The organism is Paraburkholderia sp. ZP32-5, from assembly GCF_021390495.1.
Classification (GTDB): Bacteria; Pseudomonadota; Gammaproteobacteria; order Burkholderiales; family Burkholderiaceae; genus Paraburkholderia.
Window position 1 is genome coordinate 3,571,721 of the sequence record NZ_JAJEJP010000001.1, and the last position, 16,720, is coordinate 3,588,440.

Annotated in this window: 15 protein-coding genes; 2 read left to right on the forward strand and 13 right to left on the reverse strand. The window is 63.8% G+C overall.

All coding sequences use genetic code 11. From position 1 onward, the window contains the following. Window positions 1–65: 65 nt before the first annotated feature. From L0U82_RS15460 to L0U82_RS15485, 6 genes are all read right to left on the reverse strand, one after another. Complete coding sequence (locus tag L0U82_RS15460) at window positions 66–791, reverse strand: amino acid ABC transporter ATP-binding protein (RefSeq protein ID WP_233832062.1); 726 nt, start codon at window positions 789–791, stop codon at window positions 66–68. Further along, window positions 788–1,465 carry a glutamate/aspartate ABC transporter permease GltK gene (gltK, locus tag L0U82_RS15465; protein ID WP_233832064.1) on the reverse strand — a complete coding sequence of 226 codons (678 nt, stop codon included), beginning with the start codon at window positions 1,463–1,465 and terminating at the stop codon, window positions 788–790. The genes L0U82_RS15460 and gltK overlap by 4 nt, the downstream gene beginning before the upstream one ends. After that, window positions 1,465–2,205: an amino acid ABC transporter permease gene (locus tag L0U82_RS15470; protein ID WP_233832066.1), complete on the reverse strand. Its 741-nt coding sequence runs from the start codon at window positions 2,203–2,205 to the stop codon at window positions 1,465–1,467. Before L0U82_RS15470 ends, gltK begins: the two co-directional genes overlap by 1 nt. A gap of 92 nt (window positions 2,206–2,297) precedes the next feature. After that, complete coding sequence (locus tag L0U82_RS15475; protein WP_233832068.1) at window positions 2,298–3,191, reverse strand: glutamate/aspartate ABC transporter substrate-binding protein; 894 nt, start codon at window positions 3,189–3,191, stop codon at window positions 2,298–2,300. A 226-nt stretch (window positions 3,192–3,417) separates the two neighbouring features. Next, a complete protein-coding gene (locus tag L0U82_RS15480) occupies window positions 3,418–4,731 on the reverse strand; it encodes a Glu/Leu/Phe/Val family dehydrogenase (protein ID WP_233832070.1) in 1,314 nt (437 codons plus the stop codon). A 149-nt stretch (window positions 4,732–4,880) separates the two neighbouring features. Next, complete coding sequence (locus L0U82_RS15485; protein ID WP_233832072.1) at window positions 4,881–5,837, reverse strand: LysR family transcriptional regulator; 957 nt, start codon at window positions 5,835–5,837, stop codon at window positions 4,881–4,883. Window positions 5,838–5,998: 161 nt separating this feature from the next. Here L0U82_RS15485 and purB point away from each other — a divergent pair, with 161 nt between their 5' ends. Then, window positions 5,999–7,387 (forward strand): adenylosuccinate lyase, encoded by a 1,389-nt coding sequence (gene purB, locus L0U82_RS15490; protein WP_233832074.1) that lies wholly within the window; start codon window positions 5,999–6,001, stop codon window positions 7,385–7,387. Between the two features lie 124 nt (window positions 7,388–7,511). On the opposite strand, the gene L0U82_RS15495 is transcribed toward purB, so the two are convergent. The 4 genes from L0U82_RS15495 to edd all read right to left on the reverse strand — a co-directional run bounded on the left by L0U82_RS15495 (window position 7,512) and on the right by edd (window position 12,268). Then, a complete protein-coding gene (locus L0U82_RS15495; RefSeq protein WP_233832075.1) occupies window positions 7,512–8,006 on the reverse strand; it encodes a gluconokinase in 495 nt (164 codons plus the stop codon). 10 nt (window positions 8,007–8,016) lie between these two features. Beyond that, the gene (locus L0U82_RS15500) at window positions 8,017–9,399 is read right to left on the reverse strand and encodes a GntT/GntP/DsdX family permease (protein WP_233832077.1); all 1,383 of its coding nucleotides are present in this window, start codon (window positions 9,397–9,399) and stop codon (window positions 8,017–8,019) included. 254 nt (window positions 9,400–9,653) lie between these two features. Continuing rightward, complete coding sequence (gene eda, locus L0U82_RS15505) at window positions 9,654–10,295, reverse strand: bifunctional 4-hydroxy-2-oxoglutarate aldolase/2-dehydro-3-deoxy-phosphogluconate aldolase (protein WP_233832079.1); 642 nt, start codon at window positions 10,293–10,295, stop codon at window positions 9,654–9,656. A gap of 2 nt (window positions 10,296–10,297) precedes the next feature. After that, window positions 10,298–12,268, reverse strand: coding sequence for a phosphogluconate dehydratase (gene edd / locus L0U82_RS15510; RefSeq protein ID WP_233832081.1), 1,971 nt, complete (start codon window positions 12,266–12,268; stop codon window positions 10,298–10,300). 317 nt (window positions 12,269–12,585) lie between these two features. On the opposite strand from edd, the gene L0U82_RS15515 reads away from it, so the two are divergent. Next, window positions 12,586–13,431, forward strand: a complete 846-nt coding sequence (locus L0U82_RS15515) for a MurR/RpiR family transcriptional regulator (protein ID WP_233832083.1) — start codon at window positions 12,586–12,588, stop codon at window positions 13,429–13,431. A gap of 155 nt (window positions 13,432–13,586) precedes the next feature. On the opposite strand, the gene L0U82_RS15520 is transcribed toward L0U82_RS15515, so the two are convergent. The 3 genes from L0U82_RS15520 to holA all read right to left on the reverse strand — a co-directional run bounded on the left by L0U82_RS15520 (window position 13,587) and on the right by holA (window position 16,702). Further along, a complete protein-coding gene (locus L0U82_RS15520; protein ID WP_233832084.1) occupies window positions 13,587–14,003 on the reverse strand; it encodes a CopD family protein in 417 nt (138 codons plus the stop codon). Between the two features lie 37 nt (window positions 14,004–14,040). After that, window positions 14,041–15,312 (reverse strand): glutamate-5-semialdehyde dehydrogenase, encoded by a 1,272-nt coding sequence (locus L0U82_RS15525; protein ID WP_233832086.1) that lies wholly within the window; start codon window positions 15,310–15,312, stop codon window positions 14,041–14,043. A 268-nt stretch (window positions 15,313–15,580) separates the two neighbouring features. Next, a complete protein-coding gene (gene holA / locus L0U82_RS15530) occupies window positions 15,581–16,702 on the reverse strand; it encodes a DNA polymerase III subunit delta (protein WP_233832088.1) in 1,122 nt (373 codons plus the stop codon). Window positions 16,703–16,720: the final 18 nt, after the last annotated feature.

The window sequence follows — 16,720 nt, forward strand, 5'->3', positions numbered from 1 at the left end:
GAGCGGCTTTTTTGCGTCCAACGTGCGAGCCAGGCGACAAGCCAGGCCCGCGAACCATCAGTACCTCAGTGCAGGATCTTCGCCAGAAAGTCCTTCGCGCGATCCGACTTCGGATTCGCGAAGAAGTCTTCCTTGCGGTCGTCTTCCACGATCAAGCCCTTGTCCATGAAGATCACGCGGTGCGCGACCTTCTTCGCAAAGCCCATTTCGTGCGTGACGCACATCATCGTCATGCCTTCCTGCGCCAGTTCGACCATCACGTCGAGCACTTCGTTGATCATCTCCGGATCGAGCGCGGAAGTCGGCTCGTCGAACAGCATCGCGATCGGGTCCATCGACAGCGCGCGCGCAATCGCCACGCGCTGCTGCTGACCGCCCGACAACTGCCCCGGATACTTGTCCGCATGTGCGCGCAGGCCCACGCGATCGAGCAGCTTCAGCCCCTTCGCGGTCGCCTCGTCGTTCGAGCGGCCGAGCACCTTGATCTGCGCGAGCGTCAGGTTCTGCACGATCGACAGATGCGGGAACAGCTCGAAGTGCTGGAACACCATGCCGACCTTCGAGCGCAGCTTCGACAGATTGGTTTTCTTGTCCGTCAGCGATTCGCCGTTGATCACGATCTCGCCCTTCTGGAACGGCTCGAGCCCGTTGACGGTCTTGATCAGTGTGGATTTGCCCGAACCCGACGGCCCGCACACCACCACCACTTCGCCCTTTTTGACTTCCGTCGTGCAGTCGGTCAGTACCTGGAACTGGCCGTACCACTTCGAAACATTCTTGATAGAGATCATCTTGCGACCTTTTTCTGAAGACCTTTGACGAGGCTCGACGCGATCACGCAGATCACGAAATACACCGCGCCCGCGAACAGTACCATCTCGACATTCGTGCCGTCACGATCGCCAATATTCGTGGCGGTGCGGAAGAAGTCGGCAAGACTGATCACATAGACGAGCGAGGTGTCCTGAAACAGCACGATACCCTGCGTGAGCAGCAGCGGCACCATCGCGCGGAACGCCTGCGGCAGCACGATCAGGCGCATTGCCTGGGAATAGGTCATGCCGAGCGCGAACGCCGCGTTGACCTGGCCGCGCGGCACCGCCTGAATGCCGGCGCGGATGATCTCCGAATAGTACGCGGCCTCGAACAGCGAGAACGCAACCATCGCCGACGCCAGCCGGATGTCGATATCCGCCGACAGACCGAGCACGTTTTGCAGCACTTGCGGCACGATCAGGAAGAACCACAGCAGCACCATCACGAGCGGGATCGAACGGAAGATCGTCACGTACAACTTCGCGAACCACTCGAGAGGCTTGATCGACGACAGCCGGAGCAACGCGAGTATGGTGCCCCAGACGATGCCGAACACGATCGCGATCAGCGTGATCTTGAACGTGATGATGGCGCCGGTCCACAGCGTAGGCAGCGCGGCCGGAATACCGCTCCAGTCGAAATGATGCATCACTTGCCTCCGATATAGCCGGGCAGCCGGGTTCGCGATTCGACCCAACGCATCAGTTGCATCACGATCAGGTTGATCATCATGTACGCGATCGTGACCGCGATGAACGACTCATACGTCTGCGACGTGTAGTCGACCAGCTGACGCGCCTGAGCGGACAGGTCGAGCAGACCGATCGTCGAGGCGACCGCGGAGTTCTTGAAGATATTCAGGAACTCGGAGGTGAGCGGCGGCACGATGATCCGGTAGGCGACCGGCAGCAGCACGTAGCGATAGGTCTGCCATTGCGTGAAGCCCACCGCGAGACCCGCGGCTCGCTGGCCGCGCGGCAGCGCGTTGATGCCCGAGCGCACCTGCTCGCAGACGCGCGCGGCGGTGAAGAGCCCGAGACAGATGATCGACGACGAGAAGAACTGCGCACCCGGCGGCAGCTGCTTGAACCAGTTGCCGATCGAAGCGGGCAGCAGCTCCGGCACCACCAGATACCAGACGAAGAATTGCACGATCAGCGGAATATTGCGGAAGATCGCGACGTAGACGGTGCCGATGCCCGACGCCCACTTGTTCGGCACCGTGCGCAGCACGCCGAACAGCGAGCCGACGATCAGCGCGATCACCCACGCCGACAGCGACACGGTGACCGTCACCCACAGCCCCGACAGCAGCCAGCCAAGATAGGTGGTCGGCTCGCCCGTGGAGACGGGACTCAGCAGAATGCCCCAGTTCCAGTGATATGACATGACCAAGACTCCAGCAAAAAGAAACGGAAGAAGCACGTGGCCCCTTCCGTTTCGTTCAGCGTTTCGAAAGTGTCGAAAGGCTGCTATCAGGTTTAGTCGATTGCCTTGTCATTCGGGTTCTTGAACAGGGCCTTCATGTCGTCGCTCATCGGGAAGTTCAGGTTCAGGCCCTTCGGCGGAATCGGCGATTCGAACCAGCGCTTGTAGATCGTGTCGCCTTCGCCGGAAGTCTGCACCTTCGCGATCGCGTCGTCGGCGACCTTCTTGAACTCCGGATCGTTCTTGCGCAGCATGCAGCCATACGCTTCACGCGATTGCGGCGTGCCGACGATCACGAAATCGTTCGGATTGTTCGACTTCGCACGTTCGCCCGCGAGCAGCGCGTCGTCCATCATGAACGCGGCCGCGCGGCCCGTCGACAGCGTCAGGAACGATTCGCCGTGGTCCTTCGCGCTGATGATGTTCATGCCCATGTTCTTGTCCTGGTTCATCTTGCGAAGCAGGCGCTCGGACGTAGTGCCGGCGGTCGTGACGACCGTCTTGCCCTTCAGATCCGGGAAATCCTTGATGCCGGAATCCTTCTTGGTCATCAGGCGCGTACCGATCACGAAGATCGTGTTCGTGAAGGCGGCCTGCTGCTGGCGTTCGAGGTTATTGGTGGTGGAGCCGCATTCGATGTCGACCGTGCCGTTCTGCACGAGCGGAATGCGGTTTTGCGACGTGACCGGAACCATCTTCACCTTCAGGTTCGGCATGTTCAGTTTCTGCTTGACCGCATCGACCACCTTCATCGCGAATTCCTGCGAGTAGCCGATCACGTTCTGCTTGTCGTCGTAATACGAGAACGGAATCGACGATTCGCGGTGGCCCAGCGCAATCACGCCGGTGTCCTTGATCTTTTTCAGCGTGCCCGAGTCTTGCGCATGCGCGCCGACCGTAAACAGTCCGAGAGTCGCGAGCAGCAGCGCAGCTTTTTTAACCTTCATCTTGATCTCCTTGGCAAGAACCGGCGCCAGTTTAGCAAAGTAATTTTTCTGAAAGTATCGCTATTAACCATGTTGTTGCGCGCACGCCGCGAAGGCTTCGCGGCACCAGCGCGCGGGCCTTTCGCGGACATGCGAAGGCGGGCGGCATCGCTCGCGATGCCGCCCGCCTTTTCAGACGACCTGAAGCCGTGTCAAAACCGCATCAGCCGTGGCCGATCGGCGCGAATCAGGGGTACAGGCCGCGCATTTCGCGCGCCTGCAGAATCCGCTTACACGCGACGATAAACGCCGCGGTCCGCACCGACACCTTCTGCTCGCTCGACACCTGCCATACCGCCGCAAATGCTTCGCGCATCACGCGCTCGAGACGCTCGTTGATTTCGTCCTCGGTCCAGAAGAAGCTCGAGAAGTCCTGCACCCATTCGAAATATGACACTGTCACACCGCCCGCATTCGCAACCACGTCCGGAATCACGAGAATGCCACGATCGTGCAGGATGTCGTCGGCCGCCGTCGTGGTCGGGCCGTTCGCGCCTTCCACGATGATCTTCGTTTTGATCTTGCCGGCGTTCTTTTCGGTGATCTGGTTTTCGAGCGCCGCCGGAATCAGGATGTCCGATTCGACCGTCCAGAACTCTTCGCCCGTGATCGCATCGGCTTCCGGGAAACCGCCGACGCCGCCGTGCTTCGCCACGTAGTCGAGCAGCGCGGCCGCATCGATACCGGTGGATTTGTAGATCGAGCCCGTGTGATCCTGCACCGCGACGACCTTCGAGCCCGCTTCCTGGAACAGACGCGCGGCGATCCCGCCGACGTTGCCGAAGCCCTGCACCGCGATACGCGCGCCTTCGATGTCGAAGCCGATGCGGCGCGCCGCTTCGCTACCGACCACGAACACGCCGCGGCCGGTTGCTTCGCGGCGGCCGAGCGAGCCGCCGAGCGTAATCGGCTTGCCGGTCACGACGCCGGTCGCCGTTTGGCCCTGGTTCATCGAGTACGTGTCCATCATCCACGCCATGATCTGGTCGTTCGTGTTCACGTCCGGCGCGGGAATGTCGGTGTTCGGTCCGATGATGATGCCGATTTCGCTGGTGTAGCGGCGCGTCATGCGCTCGAGCTCACCGCGCGACAGCGTGCGCGGATCGACGCGGATACCGCCCTTCGCGCCGCCGTACGGCACGTTGACCGCCGCGTTTTTCACCGACATCCACGCGGACAGCGCCATCACTTCCGACAGCGTCACATCCTGGTGATAGCGCACGCCGCCCTTGCCCGGACCGCGCGAAACGTTGTGCTGCACGCGATAGCCTTCGAAGTGCGCGACGGTACCGTTATCAAGTTCGATGGGTACGTCGACGATCAGGATGCGCTTCGGGCGCTTCAGGGTTTCGAGCCAGCGGGACAGCGAGCCGAGATACGGCGCGACGCGGTCGACCTGGCGCAGGTAGTTGCCCCAGGGGCCAAGGTTTTCGCTATTGAGATAGGAGGGAACGGACTGCAGCGTGGTGGCGATTTGTGCGGCTTCTTGCTGGGATGACATGAACGCTCCGGCGTTGGACGAATGCGTGCATTGTGGAAAAACGCCGTTTTGAAATCCAATGCCGTTTCCTTATCCCGTTATGCTTTTCTTGCATAACGTTGGGAAAGCCGCAAATTCGTGTCGTCGGCACGCAGGCTGGCGGCTTCCTTTTATGCCGTGCCGCGCCGCAATTCCTCCGAGACCACATCCCATAACTGCCGCACGAGCAGTTGACGCGAGTCGTCGCTTTTCGCCGCGAGCTTGTCGCGGTACAGACGGATTTCCATGCTCAAGGTGAGCTGCCCTTCCGGGGTGCCGCGCATCGCGCGATCGAGACGGATGAGCCGGCCCTCGGCGACCGCATCCTCCACCGCGCTATGCGGCAGGAAAGCGATGCCGTGGCCGGCGAGCGTCATCGCCTTCAGACCTTCGGCCATGTCGGTTTCATACAGCCGGTCGAGATAGAGGCGCTCCGGCGCGTTCGCGAGAATCACCTCGGTCATGCGCCCAAGATACGCGTTCGGCGTGTACGACAGATACGGCGCGGGGGCGTCGGGGGTGCCCGGCAACGTGTGACGCGGACGCCCCGCGCGGCCCGGCGCCGAAAACGGGCTGATCGGCTCGTGGCCGAGCGTCAGCATGTCGTAGCGGCCGGGGTCGAGCGCGACCGGATGGCTTGGATGGTGATAGCCCATCATCAGATCGCAGCCGCCTTCCACCAGCGCGAGCGCCGCGTCGTGCACGTTCAGCGCGCGCAGCCGGGTGTGGATTGCACCGGTCCGCGCTTCGATGCGCTGCAGCCAGCGCGGGAAATAGGTCAGCGACAACGTATGCGGCACCGCGAATTCGATCGTCGCCTGCGGCGCCGCGGTGTGGCCGCGCAGCAGCACGCGGGCCTCGTGGAATTGCGACAGCATCGCGAGCGCCTGCTCGGTGAACACCTGGCCCGCGGCGGTGAGCCGCGTCGGGTAAACCGAACGGTCGATCAGTTCGGTGCCGAGCCACGCTTCCAGCGCCTGGATGCGGCGCGAAAAAGCCGGCTGCGTGACGTGCCGCAATTCGGCCGAGCGGCTGAAACTACGCGTTTCCGCGAGCGAAATGAAGTCTTCGAGCCATTTCAGTTCCATGCGATTGCGCTTGCCGGCGGGAGGGAAGAAGTCTGCATTCTAGCGGCGCGGGGTACGGCGCGAGGCACAGCGGGGCGCTTCACGCACGGTGGTAAAATACGCGGTTCCCTCCGTTCCCGCAGCGCTCTTTTGGGCGCTCAACGCTTCCACCCAGTCCCATCATGTCCGACACCCGCCCCGATACCCTGTTCGCGCTGAACGCGCTCTCCCCGCTCGACGGCCGCTATGCATCGAAAACCGAAGCCCTGCGCGACTGGCTTTCGGAAGCCGCTTTCATGCGCAATCGCGTGACGGTTGAAATCCACTGGCTGATCGCGCTGTCGCGCGTCGGCTTCGCCGAAGTGCCGCGCTTCTCCGAAGCCTCCGAGCAATTCCTGCTGCAACTGGCCGAGCGCTTCACCGCGCACGACGCCGCGCGCATCAAGGAAATCGAGCGCGTGACGAACCACGACGTGAAAGCGGTCGAGTACTGGCTGAAGGAATCGGTCAAGGGTCAGGAAGAACTGGAACGCGCGAGCGAGTTCATCCACTTCGCCTGCACGTCGGAAGACATCAACAACACGTCGCACGGCCTGATGCTCGCCGGCGCGCGTGAACACGTGATCCTGCCGGCGCTGCGTTCGGTGCATCAGCGCCTCGTCGCGCTCGCGCACGCGCAGGCCGCGCAGCCGATGCTGTCGCGCACGCACGGCCAGCCGGCCAGCCCGACCACGCTCGGCAAGGAAATCGCCAACGTCGCCGCGCGTCTCGCGCGCGCGATCGAGCGTATCGCGAAGGTGGAACTGCTCGGCAAAATGAACGGCGCGGTCGGCAACTTCAACGCGCACCTGTCCGCGTATCCGGAATTCGACTGGGAAGCGTTCTCGAAGGACGTCGTCGAAAACCGTCTGAAGCTCACGTTCAATCCGTACACGATCCAGATCGAACCGCACGACTACATGGCCGAACTGTTCGACGCGGTGTCGCGCGCGAACACGATCCTGCTGGATCTGGACCGCGACGTGTGGGGCTACATCTCGATCGGTTACTTCAAGCAGCGCACGAAGGCCGGCGAAATCGGCTCGTCGACGATGCCGCACAAGGTCAACCCGATCGACTTCGAAAACTCGGAAGGCAATCTCGGTCTCGCGAACGCGACGCTGCGCCATCTCGCCGACAAGCTGCCGGTGTCGCGCTGGCAGCGCGATCTGACCGACTCGACGGTACTGCGCAATATCGGCGTCGCGTTCGGTTACTCGCTGCTCGCCTACGACTCGCTGATCCGCGGTCTCGACAAGCTCGAAGTGAACGCGCAGCGTCTGAACGACGACCTCGACAACTGCTGGGAAGTGCTCGCCGAGCCGGTGCAGACGGTAATGCGCCGCTACGGCATCGAGAATCCGTACGAGCAGTTGAAGGAACTGACGCGCGGCAAGGGCATCACGCGTGAAGCGCTGCAGAGCTTCGTCAGCGGTCTGGCGATTCCGCAGGATGCGAAAGATCGTCTGCTCGCGATGACGCCCGCGTCGTACATCGGCAAGGCCGTCGAGCTGGCGAAGCGGATCGGCTAAGCCGCGTTCTTGATCGATGCAGGCGAGCCTCGCAGCGTGGTTGTGCCGGCGAGGCGAAAAAAAAGCCGCTCCAAGGAGCGGCTTTTTTGCGTCCATAACGCAGGCTTGCTAGTTCTTCAGTCCGTCAACGCTGCTCGATCTGCTTGAGCACGTCATCGACGATCTCTTCCGGCGTCAGATCGATACTGACCGTGATCGCCTCGTCGTCACCCGGTTCTTCCAGCGTATCGAGCTGGCTTTGCAGCAGCGACGGATCGAAGAAATGCCCGGTGCGATGCCCGAGACGCTCGGAGAGCACCTCGCGCGAGCCCTTCAGATAAACGAAACAGACGTCCTGATCGCCGGCGCGCAGGATGTCGCGATACGAGCGCTTCAGCGACGAGCACGTGAATACCGCCGTCTCGCCCGCCTTCTGCTTTTCTTCGATCGCCGCGCGGATCGTTTTCAGCCACGGCCAGCGGTCTTCGTCGGTGAGCGGGATGCCGTGATGCATCTTCTCCTTGTTGGCGGCGCTGTGAAACGCGTCGCCGTCGGTGAAGCTGCAATGCAGGCGCTCGGCCAGCATTTCGCCAATCTTCGTCTTGCCGGCGCCCGACACGCCCATCGCGATCAGAATCATCTGAAACTCCTTACAGGACCGCCGCGAGCGCGAAGGTCAGGGCCAGCCCCAGCAACGAAATGATAGTTTCGAGGAGCGACCAGGTCTTGAAGGTCTGCCCCACCGTCATGCCGAAATACTCCTTGATCAGCCAGAAGCCGCCGTCGTTCACGTGCGAGAAGATCAGCGAGCCCGAGCCGGTTGCGAGCACCATCAGTTCCGGCTTGACCTGCACGCCGCCAGCCAACGCGATCGGCGCGACGATGCCGCAGGCGGTCGTCATCGCAACGGTCGCCGAACCGGTCGCGAGACGGATCATCGCCGCAACGAGCCAGCCGAACAGCAGCGGCGACATATGCAGCGCGGTCGCCACATTGGTGATTTCCTTCGAAATGCCGCTATCCATCAGCACGCGGCCAAACCCGCCGCCCGCACCGACGATCAGTGTAATCCCCGCGATCGGCGCCAGACATTCGCCGCAGAACTTCTGGATCTGCTCACGGTTGAAGCCGCGGCTCGCGCCGAAGGTCCAGAAGCTGACCAGCACGGCCGTCAGCAGCGCGACGTCGGTGTTGCCGAAAAAGCGCAGCAGATCGTTCGGCAGCGTCTTCGGCTCGAACACCAGGTCGGCCCAGCTGCCGACCAGCATCAGTACCACCGGCAACAGGATCGTGACCAGCGTGATGCCGAAGCTCGGCAGCTCGCGCTTCGGCGTAGCAGCCTTCGCGCCGTTACCGTTGTTTGCATCGCTCCCGAGAAACTGCGCGGCCAGCGCATTTTCCTTCGGCAACTGGATATGGCGGCTCACCAGCAGCGCGAACAGCGGGCCGGCGACGATCGCGCACGGGATGCCGACGATCAGACCATAGGCGATCGTCTTGCCGATATCCGCGTGATATGCCTGCACCGCGAGCAGCGCGGCCGGGTGCGGCGGAATCAGCCCGTGCACGACGGACAGACCCGCGACCATCGGCAGGCCGACCAGCAACAGCGATTTGTTGGTGCGCTTGGCGACGTTGAACGCGATCGGAATCAGCAGCACGAAGCCGACTTCGAAGAACACCGGCAAGCCGACGATGATCGCGACGACCATCATGGCCCAGTGAATGTGCTTCTCGCCGAACCAGTTGATCAGTGTGGTGGCGACGCGCTCGGCACCGCCCGATTCGGCCATCATCTTGCCGAGCATCGTGCCGAGACCGACCACGATCGCAATATGGCCGAGTGTGTTGCCGTTACCGGTTTCGAACGACTTGACGATCGTTTGCATCGGCATGCCGGCAACGAGGCCGAGCAGCAGCGACACGATGATCAGGACGAGGAACGGATAAACCTTGAAGCGCGTGATCATCAGGATCAGCAATGCGATTGCGATCAGCGCGTAAATCAGCAGCATGCTGCCGTGGGCTTCCATGAAGCTCCTCCTTTTGAGTTATTGATTGTGAGTGCGGACCACGGCCGCTATTTCGTCTCAGGGCAACCTGTGCGATGCCTGAAACCCCGGCTGGCCGCGCGGTCGCTGAATTTTACTGTTTGTTTACCCAACGCGCGCCGAAACCAGCACGCATATCCAGCAAAAAAAGAGCCTCGGCGCGACAGCCGCGGACGGCTGTATCGACGAGACTCGCAGTATCGGCCGCTTACGGTAACGGGCGCCCGATATCGTTGTTAATGAGCCGGCGCAGCCAACTGGCTCGCCGCGCGCGCGAGGCGCGTGACTTCGTCCCAGTTTTGCGCGGCCAGTGCCGCCTTCGGCGTGAGCCACGAACCGCCAACGCAAACCACGTTCGGCAGCGACAGGAAATGCGGCGCCGTTTCCGGCGTGATGCCGCCGGTCGGGCAGAACTTCAGCGTCGGGAATGGGCCGTTGAACGCCTGCAGCATCGGCACGCCGCCTGCTTGCTGCGCCGGGAAAAACTTCACGATCTCGTAGCCGAGTTCGAGCGCCTGGATGATGTCGGACGGTGTCATCACGCCCGGCAGCAGCGGCAGGCCCGCATCCTGAGCAGCCTGGTGCATCTCTTTGGTGAGGCCCGGCGACACGCCGAACTGCGCGCCCGCTTTCTTCGCCTGCAGGCAGTGCTCGGGCTTCGTGATCGTGCCGACGCCGACCACGATGTCGTCGGCGAGTTCGCTCGCGCGCTCGATCGCGCCGATGCCCGCCGGCGTGCGCAGCGTGATTTCCAGCACCTTCACGCCGCCCGCGTGCAACGCGCGCGACACGTGCTCACCCTGCTCGACCGTGTCGAATGCGAGGACCGGAATCACCGGGCCGAGGCGCACGATATCGCTTACTGTTTTCGCCGTCATGGTCAGACTCCTTGTTTCTGCAGCGCCGCGCCAGCTTGCGCGGTGCTCGTGTGTTGATCGCCGTGCTGGTGATCGTGGCCGTGCTGCTCGCCGTGTTTGTGATGGCCGCCATGGCCGTGTTGACCATCATGCGCGCCGCCCTCGCCGACCATCCGGCCGAACACCGACGCGCCCTGCTCCGCCGGTGCCGCCGCCGCGCGGAATACGCCGAACAGCTCGCGGCCGAAGCCGACTTCGTTGTCCGCCTGATGCTTCGGCGCGTCGCACTGGCGCGCCGCCCACTCGGCCTCGTCGATGTCGATATCGAGCACGCCAGCTTCGGCGTCGATCACCAGCATGTCGCCCGTGTGGACCTTGCCGATCGGGCCTTGCAGCAACGCTTCCGGCGACAGATGAATCACCGCCGGCACCTTGCCGGACGCGCCCGACATACGGCCGTCCGTCACCAGCGCGACGTGGAAACCCTGATCCTGCAACACGCCGAGCAGCGGCGTCAAACGATGTAGCTCGGGCATGCCGTTTGCACGCGCGCCCTGGAAGCGCACGACCGCGATGAAGTCGCGCTTCAGCTCGCCTTTGTCGAAAGCCTCCTGCACCGCTTCCTGCGAATCGAACACGATCGCGGGTGCCTTGACCTTGCGATGCTGCGCGGCGACCGCCGAAATCTTGATCACGCCGCGGCCGAGCTTGCCCTGCATCAACCGCAGCCCGCCGTCCGGCTGGAACGGTTCGCCGATGCCGCGCAGCACTGCGGTGTCGGCGCTCGCGTCGGCGCCCGCGACCCATTGCAACTTGCCGTCGATCAGCTTCGGTTCCTCGGTGTAGTGCTTCAGGCCGCGGCCCGCGACGGTGTTCACGTCGTCGTGCAGCAGACCGCCTTCGAGCAGATTGCGCACGAGGAACGCGACGCCGCCCGCCGCATGGAAGTGGTTCACGTCGGCCTTGCCGTTCGGATAGATCTTCGCGAGCAGCGGCACCGCCTGCGACAGCGCGTCGAAGTCGTCCCAGTCGATCACGATGCCGGCCGCGCGCGCGATCGCGACGAGGTGCAGCGTGTGATTGGTCGAGCCGCCGGTTGCCAGCAACGCGACGATGCCGTTGACGATCGCCTTCTCGTCGATCACGTGGCCGATCGGCATGTAGTTGCCGCGTTCGACCGTCAGATCTAGCACGCGGCGCGCGGCTTGCGCGGTCAGCGCGTCGCGCAGCGGCGTGTGCGGATGCACGAAGGCCGAGCCCGGCAGATGCAGGCCCATCACTTCCATCAGCATCTGGTTGCTGTTCGCGGTGCCGTAGAACGTGCAGGTGCCGTGGCTGTGATATGCGGCGGCTTCCGCTTCGAGCAGCGCGTCGCGGCCGCATTGGCCGGTCGCGAACAGCTGGCGCGTCTTCGCTTTGTCGTCGTTGGACAGGCCGCTCGCCATCGGACCGGCCGGCACGAAAATGGTCGGCAGATGGCCGAATTGCAGTGCGCCGATCAAGAGACCCGGCACGATCTTGTCGCAGATGCCAAGGCACAGCGCCGCGTCGAACATGTTGTGCGTCAGCGCGACCGCCGTGCTCATCGCGATCACTTCGCGCGAGAACAGCGACAGCTCCATGCCGGCGTTGCCCTGCGTGATGCCGTCGCACATCGCCGGCACGCCGCCCGCGAATTGCGCGACGCCGCCGTTTTCACGCGCGGCCTGCTTGATGATGTCCGGATAGCTGATGTACGGCGCATGGGCCGACAGCATCTCGTTGTACGAGGACACGATGCCGATGTTCGGCTGGCGGATCTGCTTGATCGCGAGCTTGTCATTGCCCTCCAGACCCGCGAAGCCGTGGGCCAGGTTCGCGCACGACAGCGCGCCGCGCGCCGGGAAGCGCCCTTGCGCGTGATGGATGCGGGCCAGATACGCGTCACGGGTGGGCTTGCTGCGCTCGATCACGCGGCGCGTGACCTTCAACAATTGCGAATGCGGGGAAACCATCGGAGCTCCTTCGTCGCTGGCGGCTGACACACGCATGAGGCCAGGCGGTATCGCGGGGTGGTCGCGGATTGTCAGGGGTTCTGCTATCGAACGACGCCATCTTAGTAGAAAAACTACATCATCACAATGACGATTTCTGTTGCACCGCGATATCTTGCGATATGCCGCTTCGCCTTACGGGTTATGCTTCAGCACTCAGCGATCAAAACTCAGGGATTACACCTAGACGTCGATATGTAGTTTTTGTACAAGATTTGGTGCGTCGCCAGGCAATCGGATATAGTCCACACGTTCTTCAGCATAGTGCGAGTTTTCCGATGATGCTGTCCCAGGTGGAAGAGATGCGCGACCAGTTGCGCCCGTCCGAGCGCAAGCTGGCCGATTACGTGATCGAGGCGCCGCGCGAGGTGCTCGATCTGTCGATGACCGAGGTCGCCGCGCGCGCCGGCGTCAGCCAGCCGACGATCGCGCGCTTCTGCCACGCGCTCGGTTTCTCGGGTTTTCGCGAATTCAAGATCCGGCTTGCGCAGGGAATCGCCGCCGAGGTGCCCGCGGTCTACCGCGACGTGCGGCCCGACGAGCCGACGCCCGGCGTCGCCGCGAAGGTGCTCGACCGCACCATCGGCGCGCTGATCCAGGTGCGCAACAATCTGTCGTCGGACAGCGTCGCCGCGGCAATCGATATCCTCGCGAAGGCGCGGCGCATCGAGTTTTACGGCGCGGGCGGCTCGGGCATCGCCGCGCTCGACGTGCAGCACAAGTTCTTTCGTCTCGGCATGCCGAGCGTCGCGTATTCGGACCCGCATACGTTCCTGATGTCGGCGGCGCTGCTGGGCGCGGGCGACGTGGTCGTCGCGATCTCGAACACCGGCCGCACACGCGACATCATCGATGCCGCGAAGGCTGCGCTCCATGCGGGCGCGAAAGTGATCGCGATCACGCACGGAAATTCGCCGCTCGCGCGGCTTGCAACGGTAGGTCTATTTGCGAACGTCGACGAAGACACCGACATTTTTTCGCCGATGACCTCGCGCGTATCGCATCTGGCGATCGGCGACATTCTCGCGGTCGGCGTCGCGCTGAGCCGTGGGCCGGAACTGGTGGAAAAGCTTGCGCAGACGAAGGAGGTGATTCACCGGCGGCGGGTGGATTCGCAGGGGTGACGGAAGCGCGGCGTCAAACGACGCACGAAGGCAAATCGAAGCGCGATACCCATACGTATTGCGCGCGCCAGATACAACAAGGGCGGTGTACCGGTTGTCCGGCACACCGCCCTTTCGCTTTTCCGAGCACGGCGGCATTAACCGCCGTCAGCCGCTCAGAACGGCTTGATCACCACCAGCGCGACCGCCGCCAGCATGCCGAGCACCGGCAGCTCGTTGAACATCCGATACCACTTGTCCGAGCGGCGATTCTCGCCGCGCTCGAAACGCCGCAGCAGCACGCCGCAGTAAATGTGATAGATCACCAGCAGCACGACCACGCCGACCTTCGCGTGAATCCACCCCTCCCCGCTGCCGATGCCGATCACGAGCCATAGCCACAAGCCGCAGGCAATCGCCGGCACCGCGATGAAGCTCATGAAGCGAAACAGCTTACGCGCCATGATCAGCAAACGCGCGGTCGCCGCGGGCTCCGTTTCCATCGCCAGATTGACGAAGATGCGCGGCAAATAGAACAGGCCGGCAAACCAGGAGGCAATCAATACGATGTGAAACGTCTTTACCCAGAGCATCGGTGGTTCCTTGTTGTTGTGGCGCGCGGCGCGACGATCACTGTCGGCCTTCGCCGTGACCGAGCACGACGTACTTCAGCGACGTCAGCCCGTCGAGGCCGACCGGGCCGCGCGCGTGCAGCTTGTCGTTCGAAATGCCGATCTCGGCACCAAGGCCGAACTCGAAGCCGTCCGCGAAACGCGTCGATGCATTGACCATCACGCTCGCCGAATCGACTTCGCGCAGGAAGCGCATCGCGCGATCGTGGTCTTCGGTGACGATCGCATCGGTGTGCTGCGAGCTGTAGGTATTGATGTGGTCGATCGCCGCGTCCAGATTGTCGACCACCTTGATCGCCAGCACCGGCGCCAGATATTCGGTGCGCCAGTCTTCTTCGGTCGCGTCGACGAGCGGGCCGACGCCCGCATCGGCGAGCACCGCGCGCGCCGCCGTGTCGACGCGCAGCTCGACGTCCTTGGCCCGATACAAATGCCCAAGCGGCGGCAGCACGTCGGCGGCGATGCCGCGCGCGACCAGCAGCGTTTCCATCGTGTTGCAGGTGCCGTAGCGGTGCGTCTTCGCGTTGTCGCAGACGTTGAGCGCCTTCGCCAGATCCGCCCGATCGTCGACATAGACGTGGCAGATGCCGTCCAAGTGCTTGATCATCGGCACGCGCGCTTCGTTGATCAGGCGCTCGATCAGGCTCTTGCCGCCGCGCGGCACGATCACGTCGACGTATTCGGTCATCGTGATCAGCTTGCCGACCGCCGCGCGGTCGGCGGTCGCGACCACCTGCACCGCGTCCTGCGGCAAGCCAGCCTTCTCGAGCCCTTCGCCGATCAGCTTCGCGAGCGCGGTATTGCATTCGAGCGCCTCGGAGCCGCCGCGCAGGATCGTCGCGTTACCGGACTTCAGGCACAGCGCGGCCGCGTCGATCGTCACGTTCGGGCGCGATTCGTAGATGATGCCGATCACGCCGAGCGGCACGCGCATCTGGCCGACCTGGATGCCGCTCGGCCGGTACTTGAGGTTGCTGATCTCACCGATCGGATCGGCCAGCGCCGCGACCTGGCGCAGACCTTCGACCATCGTCTTCAGTGCCTTGTCCGACAGCGTCAGACGGTCGATGAAAGCGGCGTCGTGGCCCTTATCGCGGGCGCGCTCGAGATCGCGCGCGTTAGCCGCTTTCAGCAGCCCGGCATCGCGCTCGATAGCCTCGGCGACAGCCGCCAGCGCGGCATTCTTCGCGGCGGTCGACGCGCGCGCCATCGCACGCGAAGCCTGGCGGGCGCGGCGGCCGAGGTCGGTCATGTACTGGTCGATATCCATGGTCATTCTCGTGATGCCCCGCACTACGGCGTGCGGAAAGTCGGGGGATTAGCGAAAGGTCAAGCGATTGTAAGTCGGGTGCAGGGGCTTTGCTTATGCGTAGCCGGTGAGTGCGCCGCCGTGTCGCGGATTCGCCCGGTGGTCGGCGGTCGGAGCAAGCGCGGCGTACGAACAGGCGGTCGGCCAGACAACGCGAGCGTGCGCGAAACTGTCACCGGCACGCGCGACGACGCTCGCCGCCCTGCTTCGCTTCGCGCTTCAGACTGACCTACCTACGCGCTGGCGTGGCAGTCGGAGTCCGAGGTCGTGATGGCGGCACGGGCGCCGCTGCCGATGGTTTGGGCGCGGCCACCGTCATCGCGAGCTCGAAGAGCCCATCCCACGGATCGGGCGGCGGATCGTTGCGATGATTGCCCGGCGTACCGCCCGACAAACCCTTCACCTGACGATCGAGGCGCGCGGCCAGCGCCAGCGCCTTCTCCAGCGCTGCCTCGCTGACGCGCGACAACGCCGGTCCGATCAGCCGCTCACGCGGGCCCCACACGCGGTTCTCGCGCGTGAGCATCGCGAGCGGTTTGCCGGCCGCGACGCCGCGCTTGATCCGCAGCAGCGTGCGCACTTCCTCGACCACCGCCCACAACACCAGCACGGAGGCTTCGCCTTCGCCGCGCAGCCCGTCGAGCATGCGCGCCAGCCGGCCGACGTCGCCCGCGAGCATCGCCTCGTTGAGCTTGAACACGTCGTAGCGCGCGACGTTGAGCACCGCGTCCTGAACCTGATCGAAGCTCAACGAGCCGGACGGATACAGCAGCCCGAGCTTCTGGATTTCCTGATGCGCGGCAAGCAGATTGCCTTCGACACGCTCGGCGATGAACGCGAGCGCGCGCCGCCCTTCCTCGCCGGCCGCGACACGCTGGCCTTGGGCTGCGAGCCGTTGGCCGACCCAGTTCGGCAATTGCGCGCGCTCGACCGGATCGATCTTCAGCGCGACGCCCGCGTCGGCGAGCGCGCTGAACCACGCGGACTTCTGCGTGGCGGCGTCGAGGCGCGGCAGCGTGATCATTGTCAGCACGTCGTCGTTGACGGCGGCCGCGAGCGCCTTCAGCGCATCCGCGCCTTCTTTGCCCGGTTTGCCCGATGGAATGCGCAACTCAACGAGCTGGCGATCGCCGAACAGCGACATCGACTGGCTCGCGCCCAGCAGCGAACTCCAGTCGAAGCCGCGCTCAACCGTAAACACCGAGCGGTCGGTGAAGCCCGCCGCGCGCGCGGCCGCGCGGATGCGGTCGCTCGCTTCCTGCGCGAGCAGGTGCTCGTCGCCGTGCACGACGTACAGTCCGGCGAGGCCCTTGGCGAGATGCGCTTCAAGCGCGTCAGGTCGCAGTTGCATGGCTAACGGTTGGCGGGA